Source organism: Amycolatopsis sp. A1MSW2902 (genome assembly GCF_017312175.1).
GTDB lineage: Bacteria > Actinomycetota > Actinomycetes > Mycobacteriales > Pseudonocardiaceae > Amycolatopsis > Amycolatopsis nivea.
The window spans coordinates 3,655,042-3,667,990 of sequence record NZ_QJPO01000001.1; the positions used below are offsets into that span (position 1 = coordinate 3,655,042).

The 12,949-nt window shown below is 68.6% G+C and carries 8 protein-coding genes; 6 read left to right on the forward strand and 2 right to left on the reverse strand.

Annotated elements, in window-relative coordinates:
- Positions 1-9: 9 nt before the first annotated feature.
- Both iolD and DMP23_RS16755 read left to right on the forward strand, forming a co-directional pair.
- Entirely contained in the window at positions 10-1,929 is a 1,920-nt protein-coding gene (iolD, locus tag DMP23_RS16750) for a 3D-(3,5/4)-trihydroxycyclohexane-1,2-dione acylhydrolase (decyclizing) (RefSeq protein ID WP_134728356.1), read from the forward strand.
- A gap of 95 nt (positions 1,930-2,024) precedes the next feature.
- Positions 2,025-3,380, forward strand: coding sequence for an NAD-dependent succinate-semialdehyde dehydrogenase (locus DMP23_RS16755; RefSeq protein WP_337821626.1), 1,356 nt, complete (start codon positions 2,025-2,027; stop codon positions 3,378-3,380).
- A 92-nt stretch (positions 3,381-3,472) separates the two neighbouring features.
- On the opposite strand, the gene DMP23_RS16760 is transcribed toward DMP23_RS16755, so the two are convergent.
- Positions 3,473-4,618: a Gfo/Idh/MocA family protein gene (locus DMP23_RS16760; protein WP_337821627.1), complete on the reverse strand. Its 1,146-nt coding sequence runs from the start codon at positions 4,616-4,618 to the stop codon at positions 3,473-3,475.
- Between the two features lie 295 nt (positions 4,619-4,913).
- Here DMP23_RS16760 and DMP23_RS16765 point away from each other — a divergent pair, with 295 nt between their 5' ends.
- The 4 genes from DMP23_RS16765 to DMP23_RS16780 all read left to right on the forward strand — a co-directional run bounded on the left by DMP23_RS16765 (position 4,914) and on the right by DMP23_RS16780 (position 12,186).
- Complete coding sequence (locus DMP23_RS16765; protein WP_337821628.1) at positions 4,914-6,674, forward strand: IlvD/Edd family dehydratase; 1,761 nt, start codon at positions 4,914-4,916, stop codon at positions 6,672-6,674.
- A 58-nt stretch (positions 6,675-6,732) separates the two neighbouring features.
- Positions 6,733-7,704 (forward strand): D-2-hydroxyacid dehydrogenase, encoded by a 972-nt coding sequence (locus DMP23_RS16770; protein ID WP_337821629.1) that lies wholly within the window; start codon positions 6,733-6,735, stop codon positions 7,702-7,704.
- A 119-nt stretch (positions 7,705-7,823) separates the two neighbouring features.
- Entirely contained in the window at positions 7,824-9,281 is a 1,458-nt protein-coding gene (locus tag DMP23_RS16775; RefSeq protein WP_037806082.1) for an APC family permease, read from the forward strand.
- A 52-nt stretch (positions 9,282-9,333) separates the two neighbouring features.
- Positions 9,334-12,186: an FAD-binding and (Fe-S)-binding domain-containing protein gene (locus DMP23_RS16780; RefSeq protein WP_337821630.1), complete on the forward strand. Its 2,853-nt coding sequence runs from the start codon at positions 9,334-9,336 to the stop codon at positions 12,184-12,186.
- Here DMP23_RS16780 and DMP23_RS16785 read toward each other — a convergent pair.
- Positions 12,183-12,845 carry a TetR family transcriptional regulator gene (locus DMP23_RS16785; protein WP_037806084.1) on the reverse strand — a complete coding sequence of 221 codons (663 nt, stop codon included), beginning with the start codon at positions 12,843-12,845 and terminating at the stop codon, positions 12,183-12,185. The two genes, DMP23_RS16780 and DMP23_RS16785, sit on opposite strands and share 4 nt — an antisense overlap.
- Positions 12,846-12,949: the final 104 nt, after the last annotated feature.

The following is a 12,949-nucleotide window of genomic DNA, read 5'->3' on the forward strand; positions in this document are numbered from 1 at the left end:
GGAGAACGCATGAACACCAAGAACGTGCGCCGGCGCACTGTCGCGCAGGCGATCGTCGAGTACCTGCAGGTCCAGTACAGCGAACTCGACGGGGAGCGCCGCCGCCTGGTCCCCGGGATGTACGGGATCTTCGGCCATGGCAACTCGGTCGGCCTGGCCCAGGGCATCGACGAGTACGGGGCGGACTTCCCGCACTTCGCCGGCAAGAACGAGCAGTCGATGGTGCACGCGGCCATCGGGTACGCCCGGGCGAACAATCGCGCCGCGACCCTCGCTTGCACCGCCTCGGCCGGCCCGGGCTCGACCAACATGGTCACCGGTGCCGCCACCGCGACCACGAACCGGCTCCCGGTCCTGCTTTTCCCCGCGGACATCATCAACAACCGCAAGGGCGACCCGGTGCTGCAGCAGATCGAGCACCCGGTGGAGCGGGATGTGTCGGCCAACGACGCCTTCCGCCCGGTGAGCCGGTACTTCGACCGGATCACCACTCCGTCCCAGCTGCTCGTCACCCTGCCGGAGGCGATGCGGGTGCTGACCGATCCGGTCGAGACCGGCGCCGTCGTCGTCTGCCTGCCGCAGGACGTCCAGGGCGAGGCCTACGACTTCCCCGAGGAGTTCTTCGCCCCGCGCGTCTGGCACATCCGACGCCGTCCGGCCGCGGAGGCGGAGATCCGCGACGCGATCGAGATCATCCGCCGGGCGCAGCGGCCGATGTTCGTCGCCGGCGGCGGCGTGCGCTATTCGGACGCGGCCGAGGAGCTCGCGCGGCTCAGCGCCGACTTCGGCATTCCCGTCGCGGAGACCTATGCGGGCAAGGGGACGGGGCCGATCTCGGACCTGAACCTCGGTGGACTTGGCGTCGACGGAACCGTCGGCGCGACCGAGATCGCCGGGCGCGCGGACTGCGTGATCAGCGTCGGCTCCCGGCTGCAGGACTTCATCACCGCATCGCACTCGCTGTTCGAGCACCCCGACGTGAAGCTGGTGCACTTGAACGTCAGCTCCTTCGACGCGCACAAAATGGGTTCGTATCCCGTCGTCGGAGACGCGAAGCTCTCGCTCGCCGCGCTGCACGAGGGGCTGGCCGCGGCCGGGTACCAGAGCATCGGGGGATACCGGGACGAGATCGCGAGCGCGCGCATGAAGACTGCCGACGCACTCGAGAACGACCTGCGGGAAATCCCCGGCGAGAACATGAGCCAGGCGCAGGTGATCGACGCGCTGAACAAGCAGGCGGAAGCCGACGACACCCTCGTGCTCGGTTCCGGCGGCGTGGTCGGCGGCGTCCACAAGGCCTGGGACACCTCGAACGGCGCCACGGTCCTGTCCGAGTACGCGAACTCCTGTATGGGCCACGAGCTTCCCGCCGGTCTCGGCTACCGGCTCGCCCGCCCGGACGCGCCGGGCGAGGTTTTCGTCCTGATCGGCGACGGCACGTATTACATGCAGCCGACCGAGCTCATCACCGCGGTCCAGGAGCACCGGAAGATCGTGGTCGTGGTCATCGACAACAGCGGGCACCAGTGCATCTGGCCGCTGCAGGTCGCGAAGGGCGGTCCGGGCCACGAGTTCGGCACCCAGCTGCGCGAGCGGAACGCGAAGACCGGGCGCTTGGACGGCCCCGTCGTTCCCGTCGACATCGCCGCGAACGCGGCCAGCATGGGCGCCGCTTCGTGGTCGGCCACGACGATCGAGGAGTTCACCTCGGCGCTCAAGGAGGCGCGCGCGGTCGAGGGACGCCCGGCTGTCGTCGTGGCTCACGTGGAGCCGTGGCGCTACCTCACGGGCAACGGCACCTTCTGGGACGTCGGCGCCGCGATGACTTCGCAGCGGCCCGAAACCCTGGAAGGCGGCGAAAAGCACCGCGAAGGACGGGAGCGCCAGCGCTATTACGCGCCGACGGTCGCTCCCGGCAGCGAAGCCTGATCGCCCGGACCGCTGCGGCTGCCCCGCCGAATTCCTTTGCGGGGCAGCCGTTCCTTTCCCGCGCACCATCGACAGCCCGAGACGAAGGAGAAGACATGGGCACCTTCGCCGTTACCGATCCGTCCACCGGCGAAACCGTCGCCGAATATCCCTCGGCGACCGCGGAGGAGATCGAGGCCGCCCTCGCCGCCACGCACCGGACGTACCACGAGTGGTCCCGCCGGACCATGGTGCGCGAGCGCGCCGTGCCTGCTCGCCGGCTCGCCGAGCTTTTCCTTGAGCGCCAGGACAAACTCGCGAAGATCATCAACCGCGAGATGGGCAAGCCGATTCCGCAGGCGCTCGGCGAGATCCGGTTCTCGTCGAAGATCTGCGCCGCCTTCGCCGACAACGCGGAGGAGTGGCTGGCCGACGAACAGCTCGAGGTGGCTGACGGACTGCGGACCTTCTTCCGGTACCAGGGTCTCGGCGCGATCCTCGGGATCATGCCGTGGAACTACCCGTACTACCAGGTCGTGCGCTTCGCGGTGCCGAACCTGATCCTCGGCAACACCGTCCTCCTGCGGCACGCCAGCCAGTGCCCGGAGTCGGCGCTCGCGCTGCAGCAGCTGTTTCTCGACGCCGGGTTCCCCGAAGGCGCGTATGTGAACGTGTTCTCGACCCACGAGCAGAGCGCCGCCATGATCGCCGACGACCGGGTGCAGGGCGTCTCGCTGACCGGTTCCGAACGCGCCGGCGCGATCGTCGCCGAGCAGGCGGGCCGTGCCTTGAAGAAGTGCGTGCTGGAACTCGGCGGCTCCGACGTGTTCCTGGTGCTCGACGTCGCCGACCTCGACCACGCGGTCGAGCACGCGGTGGCCGGCCGCATGGACAACACCGGACAGAGCTGCATGGGCTCCAAGCGCATCGTCGTCCTCGACCGGCACTTCGACGAGTTCACGGCGAAGTTCACCGCCGCGATCGGAGCCCAGTCGTACGAAAACGGCGATTTCGGGCCGCTCTCGTCCGACTCCGCGACCAGGACCCTGAAGGCGCAGGTGGGGGAGGCGATCGAGCAGGGCGCGACGGTCCTCGTCGGGGACAACGAGCCGCGGGGCAACGTCTACACGCCGAGCATCATCGGCGACATCACCTCGGACATGGCCGTCTACAGCGAGGAACTGTTCGGCCCGGTCGCGCAGCTCTACCGGGTTTCCAGCGACGAGGAGGCGATCGAGCTCGCCAACTCCTCGCCCTACGGACTCGGCTCGGTCGTGATGTGCGACGACCTGGAGCGGGCCGAACGGGTCGGCGACCAGCTCGACGTCGGCATGGTCTTCATCAACGCCAACGGTCTTGGCGGTCCGGACGTGCCCTTCGGCGGAGTCAAGAAATCGGGCTACGGCCGTGAGATGGGCAGGGTCGGCATGCTCGAGTTCGCGAACAAGAAGCTTTACCGTTTCGCGAAGTAGGCGCCAGCTCTGTTTTGGCGGCTGCTTTCCGGTCGCGAGACGCGGAAGGGGCGGGGCTCCCGGAGCCCCGCCCCTTCCGCGTGCTTTGTGTTTTACAGCTGAGTGGTGGTCGCTCCGGTCACGGCGGGAACGTCGATCCATTGGCCGGACTCGGCGCTGCGAAGCGACACATCCACCAGCTCGGAGGCGGACCAGCCGTCCGCCGCGGACGGCGCGAGCTGCTCGCCCTCAGCGACCGAGCGGAGGAACAGCGCCGCCTCGATCGTTTTGAGGTCGTTGAACCCGATGCCGGGTCCCGCGTTGGGCTGGAAACGCGCGAACTCCCCGAACGACGTCGGTGTCATCACTGTGCGGTAGCCGGTGCCGTCGTCGGCGACCTCGAGCTGGTTCATGCGGTCGAAGTTCCAGCGCAGCGAACCCTCGGTGCCGTAGACCTCGATGATGTACTCGGCGTGCGGGCCGACGGCGACCCGAGTCGTTTCGAGGACGCCGATCGCGCCGCCGTCGAAGCGGGCGAGAAGCGCGGCGTAGTCCTCGTTCTCGACCTCCTTGGCTCCGCCGCCGGGAAGCGGGCGCTGCCGGATGAAACGTTCGGTCACCGCGTTCACCGAGGTGATCGGAGCTACGAGGAACTGCGCCAGGTCGAAGGCGTGGCTCAGCACGTCGCCGAGCGCCCCGGAACCCGCCTGTGCCTGCTCGTACCGCCAGGTGAAGCCCTGGTTGGGATCGGAGGCGTAGCTGGTGATCATGCGGATCTGCAGGTTGGTGATGCGTCCGAGCGAGCCGGAGCGGATCAGGCGGCGGGCCTCGGCGACCGCGGGAGCGTGCCGGTAATTGAAGCCGACCGCCGTGCACAGCCCCGCCGCGGCGGCGGCTTCGGCGATCTCTCGCGACTCGCGGGCGTTGCGGCCCATGGGCTTTTCGATCCAGAAGTGCTTGCCGGCCTCGACAGTGGCCAGCGCGATCTCGTGATGCAGGAAGGGCGGAGAGCAGATGGACACGACGTCGACGTCCGGATGCGCGAGGAGTTCGCGGTAGTCGGTCGTCGTCTCGCGGAATCCGAGCGCTTCGGTCGCGTGTGCACGCCCGGCCGGATCCGGTTCGGCGGCGATCACGAGTTCCGCCCGCTGGGGCAGTTCCGGGAAGAATTGCCGGCTCTGGAGATAGGAGCGCGCGTGGAGGCGCCCCATCACCCCGACGGAGATCAGGCCGACTCCGATGCTGTTCTTCTCTGGCAAGGCGACTCCTTCGTTGACGCGTGGTGCGGGCCAGCCTAGGAAGGCAGCGGCGGCGAACGGTGTGTCAATCTGGAACATCGCCGCCGCTCGCCCCGCTGCTGTACTTGCGGCCACAGGCGAACAGGCGCGCCGCGCCGGGAAACGGTGCGTGCCGATCCCGGGTACCGCCGCCGGAACCGTTGCGGCCGCGGCGAAACTGCTCGCCGGGTGCGGAGCCGTTCGACCCGCATCGCTCGAACCGTCCCGCGTCAGCGCGGACCGATCACCACCACGCCCCGTGCAAGGAGCAGCGAACATGCCCGACCCGAACACCAGTCACCTCCGCAGCGCGCGGTGGTTCGGCCCGCACGACCTGACGGGATTCATCCACCGCACCGCGATCCAGGCCGAAGGCTTCTCGAAGTTCGCGGTCAAGGACCGCCCGGTCGTCGGCATCGCGAACTCGTGGTCGGAGCTGGTGAACTGCAACATCCACTTCAAACTGCTGGCCGAAGCCGTCAAGCGCGGCGTGCTGATGGCCGGCGGCCTGCCGCTGGAGTTCCCGACCATCTCGCTCGGCGAGAGCCTGATGAAACCGTCGGCGATGCAGTTCCGCAACCTGATGGCCATGGACGTCGAGGAGTCCATCCGGGCCTACCCGCTCGACGCGATCGTGCTGCTCGGCGGGTGCGACAAGACGGTTCCGGCTCAACTCATGGGCGCAGCGAGCGCGGACGTTCCGGCGATCATGCTCACCGGCGGACCCCAGGAACCCGCCTACTTCCGCGGCCGTCAGCTCGGTGTCGGCACCGACACGTGGAAGTACGCCGACGAACTGCGCGCGGGAAAGATCACCCAGGAGGACTTCAACGACCTCGAGGCGAGTGCGAAGCCGACCGCGGGGCACTGCAGCGAGATGGGCACGGCGTCGACCATGACTTCCCTGGTCGAGGCCCTCGGCATGTGCCTGCCCAAGACCGCCTCGATTCCCGCCGTGGACTCCCGCCGGGCCGCGGCGGCCGAGGCCACCGGCCGCCGAGCCGTCGAGATGGCGCTCTCCTCAGGGCCCAAACCGAGCGAGGTGCTCACCGAGCAGGCATTCGACAACGCGATCACCCTGCTCATGGCCGTCGGCGGATCGACCAACGCCGTCGTGCACCTGCTGGCGCTCGCGCGGCGGGTCGGCTACGACCTGCGGCTCGACCGCTTCCACGAGATCTCGAGTCGCACCCCCCGAATCGCCAACGTGCGCCCCTCGGGAGAACACCTCGTCAAGCAGCTGTTCAACGCCGGCGGCGTCTCCGCGGTGCTGAAGCAACTGGACCCATTGCTGCACGGCGAGGCGATCACCGTCACCGGCGAGACGCTGGCCGACGGCTACCGCGACGCCGCGGAGCCGGACGGACAGGTGATCAGCAAGCTCGACCAACCTTTCGACGCTTCGGGCGGCATCGCAGTGGTGCGCGGTTCGCTCGCCCCCAACGGCGCGGTCATCAAACGGAGCGCCGCTTCGCCCGAGCTGCTGAAGCACCGGGGCCCGGCGGTCGTGTTCGAGGACATCTACGACCTCGGGCGCCGGATCGACGACCCGAGTCTCGCCATCGCCGAGGATTCGGTGCTGGTGCTGCGCAACAGCGGGCCGACGGGCGCGCCCGGCATGCCGGAGTGGGGGATGCTGCCCATCCCCGAGCGGCTCCTGCGCCGAGGCGTCCGCGACCTCGTGCGGATCTCGGATGCCCGGATGAGCGGCACCGCGTTCGGCACGACCGTCCTCCACGTGTCGCCCGAGGCCGCGGTCGGGGGACCGCTGGCCGCCGTGCGCGACGGCGATCCCATCGTGCTCGACGTCGAGAACCAGCGGCTCGACCTGGACATCCCGGACGAGGAGATCGCACGGCGGCTCGCGAACGTCGAGCTGCCCGCCCCGAAATACCGCCGCGGCTACGGACGGCTCTTCCTCGACCACGTCACGCAAGCCGACGAGGGATGCGACTTCGACTTCCTGCACAAGCTGCCGGACGAAGAGCCGCAACGGCTCCCTTACGGCCTCACCAGCGGATGGCAGGGCGGCTGGTGATCGGCCGCGCCAACCCCGCGGCGATCCGCCGAGACACCGTCCGAAGTGGAGAAAACAGATGAACCGCCCGAAAGTCATCGTCGTCGTTTCCCCGGAACGGCAAGCCCCGCCGCTCGAGGCGCTGGAACCCGAGGCAGAGGCTGTCCTCGTGCGCACCGCCGACGAGTTGCGCGCCGCCCAGGAGGACGCCGAAATCCTGTTCCTGAACGACTTTCGCAGCACCCTGCTGCGCGAGGTCGGGCCGGGACGGCTGCGCTGGATCCACACCTCCAGCATCGGCATGGATCCGCTGTTGACCGAAGCGATCGTGCACAGCGACATCGTGGCCAGCAATTCGCGCGGCGTCTGCGAACGGCCGATCGCGGAGTGGGTCCTCGGCGTGCTGCTGATGTTCGCCAAGGACCTCCGGCGCACGATCGAACTGCAGGACGAGCACCGGTGGCAGCACCGGGAAACCGAACCGATCCTCGGCCGGAAGGTGCTCGTCGCGGGTCCCGGGCCGGTAGGGCGGGAAACCGTGCTGCTCCTGCGTGCCGCGGGCATGGACGTCACCGTCGTGGGACGGACCGCCCGGCAGGACCCCGAACTCGGCGCCGTCGCGGCGATCGGCGAGATCGACGAATTGCTCCCGGATGCGGACGATGTCGTGCTGACGCTGCCGCTGACCGAGGACACACGAGGCATGTTCGACGCGGCCCGCCTGTCCGGAATGCGGCGAGGGGCCAGGCTGGTCAACGTGGGCCGCGGTGCCGTGGTCGTCGCCGACGATCTGCTCGCCGCGATCGACAGCGGGCACCTCGGCGCCGCGGCGCTCGACGTGTTCGAGCAGGAGCCGCTGCCCGCCGACAGTCCGTTGTGGAGCAGGAACCGGATCCTGGTTTCTCCGCACGCGTCGGGAGATCTGGTGGGCTGGCGCGGCCGCGTAGTCGACTGCTTCGTCGAGAATCTGCGGCGCTGGAAGGCAGGCGAACCGCTGCGCGACGTCGTCGACCTGCGCGCCATCGGAGTCACGGCGTCGCCGACGCGCTGAACTCTTCACGCGGCAGGCGCGTTCGGCGAGTGTCTCACACTGGCACAAAAAGGTGTGCGGACGCACGATTAGCGTCATGCCATTCCAAGCGACTCAACGACGAGGTTGACGAGGTCACTATGGTGGGCAACACCGAAGCAGCGACGCCGGCGGCGGCGACCGAGGGGCTGCGGCTCCGCGGCAACATGGGTATCGGAGCGCTCGTGATGAGCGTGCTCGCGTTCGCCTCGCCCCTGGCGACCGTCGCGGGCACCATGCCCGTGTTGATGATGTTCAGCGGCAAGGCCGCGCCGGGCATCTACCTCATCATGACGGCGATGCTGCTCATTTTCTCGGTGGGTTTCGTGAAGATGAGCCGCTCGATCGAGAATCCCGGCGGCTTCTACTCCTTCATCACCGCCGGCCTCGGCAAAACGACCGGCCTCGGCGGCGCGTTCCTGGCGTACGTCGGCTATCTCCTGATCGGCTTCTTCGCACCCGCGTTCTTCGCGGTGACGCTGCAGGCGTTCGTCGCGAAAACCTTGCACGGCCCCGACATCCCGTGGTACTGGTACGCACTCGCGATTACTGCCGCCACCACCTTTCTCGCCTATTGCCGCATCGATCTCTCGGCAAAGGTGCTCACGGTGGCGATGATCCTCGAGGTCGTGATCGTCATTGCGTTCGACGTGGTTTCGTTCGCGACCAGCGGCGGGCGCGTCGCGCACGGAATCGGCTTCTCGATGCCGTGGTTGACCGACGCCGGCCTGGGATTGGCTCTCCTGTTCGCGATCGGCAACTTCTTCGGCTTCGAAGCGACGGTGATCTTCCGCGACGAGGTCAAGAACCCGGACCGGACCATTCCGCGCGCGACGTACCTCGCTGTCGCCGGCATCGGCCTGTTCTACGTGATCGCGGCGTGGGGATACATCGCGTACCTCGGCGCGGACCGAGCGCAAGAGGCGGCGCGCACGAACACCGTCGGGCTGTTCCACGACTCGGCGGCGCAACTGGTCGGGGTGGTTTTCTCCGACGTGGTCTCGCTTTTCCTGATCACCTCCGTTCTCGCGTCGATGCTGTCCATTCAGAACATCGCCGCCCGCTACAGCTTCTCGCTCGCCTCGGACGGGGCGTTGCCGCGCGTGCTCGGCCGCGTGCACAAACGGCACCGCTCGCCCTATGTCTCCGCGCTGACCGTAGGCTTCCTCTGGGCACTGGCAATCGTTGTGCTGGCCGCGCTCGGCGTCAGCCCGGACGCCATCTACCCGATCGCCAGCGGCAGCGGCACTTTCAACGTCCTGCTGCTCATGTTCGTCGTGAGCCTGGCGGTGCTGGTGTATTTCCTCCGCCGTCGCCGGCAGGCGTCCGAACCGCTGTGGAACACCGTGATCGCGCCGGCGATCAGCATGGTGTTCCTGGGCGCGGTGACCTATCTGGCCGTCGCGAACTACCCCGAGCTCATCGGCGGGTCGACTCTGGTGACGGTGATCTTCATGGCGTTCACCTTCGCGCTGTTCCTCGGCGGCGTGCTGTACGCCGGGTATCTGCGCAGGAAACGCCCCGAGGTCTATGCGAAACTCGGCCGGGAGCGGCTCTGACCCGTTCGCCTGCTCAGCCCAGGGACCGGTCCGACCGAATGGAGTGCATCGAGTGTCGACAGTCGCCACCGGGACGAGCCAGTTGATTCGCGAGCTCCGGGAACAGGGGATCGACGTCGAGGACTCGTCCCGCCGCCGCTGGGAGTACTCCTACGACGCGTCGAACTACCGAGTGCGACCCGCGGCGGTGGCGTTCCCGGGCACCGTCGAGCAGGTCCGGGAGATCGTTCGGCTCTGCGCTCGGCTCGGCGTGCCGGCCACCACTCGCGGCGGCGGCACGTCCATGGCAGGCAACGCGGTCGGCTCCGGCCTGGTGGTCGACCTCTCCCGGAGGATGACCAGGACGGACGAGGCGGACCTCGGCTCGCGGACCGTCTGGGCCGACGCGGGAGTCGTGCTCGGCGAGCTGCGCAGCAGGGTGGAGAAGCAGTCCGGGGGAAGCCTGACCTTCGCCCCGGACCCGTCGTCCGTATCGCGCGCGACGATCGGCGGCGCCATCGGGAACGACGCGTGCGGCAATCACTCCGTGGCCTACGGGCGGATGACGCATCACCTGCTGGAGGTCGAACTCGTCACCGCCGACGGAGCACACCTGCGCGCCGGGCGCGACGGAATCCGTGCCGTCGACGCCGGGGACCAGGTTTCCGTCGCACGCGCCGCCGAACTCGACGCGGCACTCAGCGGCCTCGCGCAGCAGCACCTCGCCCTGATTCGGACGGAGTTGCAGAGGATCCCGCGCCAGGTATCGGGATACCACCTGGGCGAACTGCTGCCCGAGAACGGCTTCGACGTCGCACGCGTGCTCGCTGGCAGCGAAGGCACCTGCGCGATCATCGTGCGCGCACGAGTCGGTCTGGTTCCGAAGCCGCGGACGACCGCCTTGCTGTGCTTGGGCTACGCGGACACCGTCGAGTCGGCCCGGGACGTGCCGTCCATCCTCGCGGCGGAACCGGCCGCGCTCGAGGGACTCGATCTGTCTATTGTGGACATAATGCGGCATCGACGCGGCGCGACGAGCGTAGATTCCCTGCCGCGCGGCAGTGCCTACCTGATGGTGGAGTTCTCCGCCGACACGATCGAGGAAGCGGCGACGGACTGCACCCGGCTGCTCGGCGTCCTCCGCGGCGCGGGGAGAGTGCTCGACCACGCCGTCGTGACCGATCCCGGCGAACGCGCGAAACTGTGGAAAGTGCGCGAAGACGGCGCGGGCTTGTCGTCTCTGCGCATCGACGGCGTGCAGACCTGGCCGGGCTGGGAGGACTCGGCTGTCGCGCCCGAGCGTCTTGCCGACTACCTTTCCGAGCTCTTTCCGTTGGTGCGCAAGTACGGCTACACCGCGTTCATGTACGGGCACTTCGGCGCCGGGTGCGTCCACATGCGACTCGACTACGACCTGCACACTGAACGGGGTCGCCGCGACTTCGCGGACTTCACCCGCGAGGCTGCCGCTCTCGTCGTCGCCCACGGCGGGTCGCTTTCCGGGGAGCACGGCGACGGCCGCGCGCGCAGCGAACTGCTCGAGGTCATGTACTCGCCCGAGATGATCGCGCTCTTCCGGACGTTCAAGCGCAGCTGGGACCCGCGAGGGCTGCTCAATCCCGGCATCATCGTCGACCCGGAGCCGTTCACAGTTTCCTTGGCCCTCGAAGGAGCTCCCGCTTCGGGCGCGGCCGCCGGGAACTCGCACGCCTGCATCGGCGTCGGCCGGTGCCGCGCGACCTCCGGCGGCTTCATGTGCCCGAGCTACCGGGCGACGAAGGACGAGAAGGACTCGACCCGCGGCCGTGCGCGCGTGTTGCAGGAGCTGACGCGCGCTCAGGGCAGCACTGTGAACGGCTGGTCGAGCCCAGAAGTGCGCGAAGCCCTCGATCTTTGCCTGTCGTGCAAGGCGTGCTCGAGCGACTGTCCGACCGGTGTCGACATCGCCGAAGCGAAGTCGGAGCTCGTGAACGAGCACTACCGCGGCAAGCTGCGCCCGTTCACGCACTACTCCATCGGGTGGCTGCCCAGGTGGCTCCCGCTCGTCACCCGAACCGCGGGTCTCGCCAACGCCGTGTCAAGCAATCCGTTCGTGCGCAGGCTCGGCGAGCGGCTGGGGGTGAGCGCACGACGACGCCTGCCTGCGTTCGTCTCAGCGCGGTCGCGACGGCTTCGCATCGAGGAGGCGCGTTTCTCGGACGCTGCGGACGTTCTCGTGTTCGCCGACAGTTTCACCCGCGCGTTCCGCCCCGAAGTGATTCCCGCCGCGACCCGGGTGCTCCGCGACACCGGCGAGACGGTCGGCTGCACTCCCGACGCCTGCTGCGGGCTGACCTGGATCTCGACCGGCCAGCGCGACGGCGCGCGACGCCGGCTCCGGCGTCTGGTCGACCGTTTCGACGACGGGACCGACCGGCCGATCGTCGTGCTCGAACCGAGCTGCGCCGCGACGATCCGGGACGAAGCCCCGAAGCTCGTCGGCGGACGGGCGGCTCAGCGGGTCGCCGCCCGGGTGCGGTCCTTCGCCGCGGCAGTGGACGAGGCGCTCACTCGTGGCTGGAAGCCGAGCGCACCGTCCCCGGAGCGCGTCGTGCTGCAGACACATTGCCACGAGCACGCGGTCTTCGGCTCGGACGTCCAGCGTCGCGTGCTGCGCAACTGGGGCGTCTCGGAGGTCGCGGTCTCGTCGTCGTGCTGCGGTGTCGCCGGCAACTTCGGCTTCGAGGCCGAGCATTTCGATGTCTCGATGAAGGTGGCCGAGCAGTCGATCCGACCGGCCTTGGACAGCGCGGCCGACGCCCCGGTGCTCACCGACGGCTTCAGCTGTGCGATGCAGGTGAACCAGATCGACCCGTTGCGCGGAAGCAGCCACCTGGCGTCGTTGATGGATCCTGCTCGACTGCCCGGCTCGCCGCGTGCTGACTAGGCCCCCACGCGACTGGAGTCCGCGGACGGCAGGCGCAAGAGCGAGTGCGAAACCTGAATCGCGCGTGCGACGGCGTCCGGCAGCGTGTCGGGAGAGCACCACCTGCGCGCGCCCTCGACGACGGTGAGCACGAGCCGGATCTGCTCGTCCACGTCGGCATCGATGCCCATGTCGATCGCCGCGGCGCGGTACATGTCCTCGTAATAGGCGACCCAGCTGTCGACCTGGTCGTGGAGGCCGGCGGGGAGCGAGGGCACGACCGCGTCCGTGGCGACCAGCAGGTCCCACAGGTCGCTTTCGGGCAGCGTGACCTGGCGGGTGAGATGCTCCCGCACCATCGCGTCCCAGAATTCGGCCGCCGTCTCGGTCCGGTCGACGGCCGCCAGGATCGCGTAGCCGAACTTGGAGAAATGCCAGCGAAGCGACTCCGCGACGATCTCGTCCCGTCCGCCGGGGAAATAGGCGTAAAGGCTGGGAGCCTTGATGGTCAATTCGGTGGCGAGCATCCGCATGGTCACGGTGGTGAAGCCGTGCGCGTTCGAGAGCCGGAGAAACGCTTCGAGCGCGGCGCGCCTGGCTGGGGTCTGCCCGGACCAGTCGAACTGGCTCAAGTGGACGCGCAGTCTTTCCGAGGCGTCATACCGACGCGCTGAACTCATCGTTTTCCCCTCTGCCGCGCGGCTCGGCACTTGCGGTGCTCGTTTGCCGAGGTTAGCGCCCAACCTCGGCAAACACAGTGACGGGCTGCCTTCGGACGGTGCGG

Bases quoted from the DNA above. Each gene is read 5' to 3' on its own strand.
- DMP23_RS16785 (WP_037806084.1), bottom strand. From the start codon at position 12,845: ATGAGTTCAGCGCGTCGGTATGACGCCTCGGAAAGACTGCGCGTCCAC.
- DMP23_RS16755 (WP_337821626.1), top strand. From the start codon at position 2,025: ATGGGCACCTTCGCCGTTACCGATCCGTCCACCGGCGAAACCGTCGCC.
- DMP23_RS16775 (WP_037806082.1), top strand. From the start codon at position 7,824: ATGGTGGGCAACACCGAAGCAGCGACGCCGGCGGCGGCGACCGAGGGG.
- iolD (WP_134728356.1), top strand. From the start codon at position 10: ATGAACACCAAGAACGTGCGCCGGCGCACTGTCGCGCAGGCGATCGTC.
- DMP23_RS16770 (WP_337821629.1), top strand. From the start codon at position 6,733: ATGAACCGCCCGAAAGTCATCGTCGTCGTTTCCCCGGAACGGCAAGCC.
- DMP23_RS16765 (WP_337821628.1), top strand. From the start codon at position 4,914: ATGCCCGACCCGAACACCAGTCACCTCCGCAGCGCGCGGTGGTTCGGC.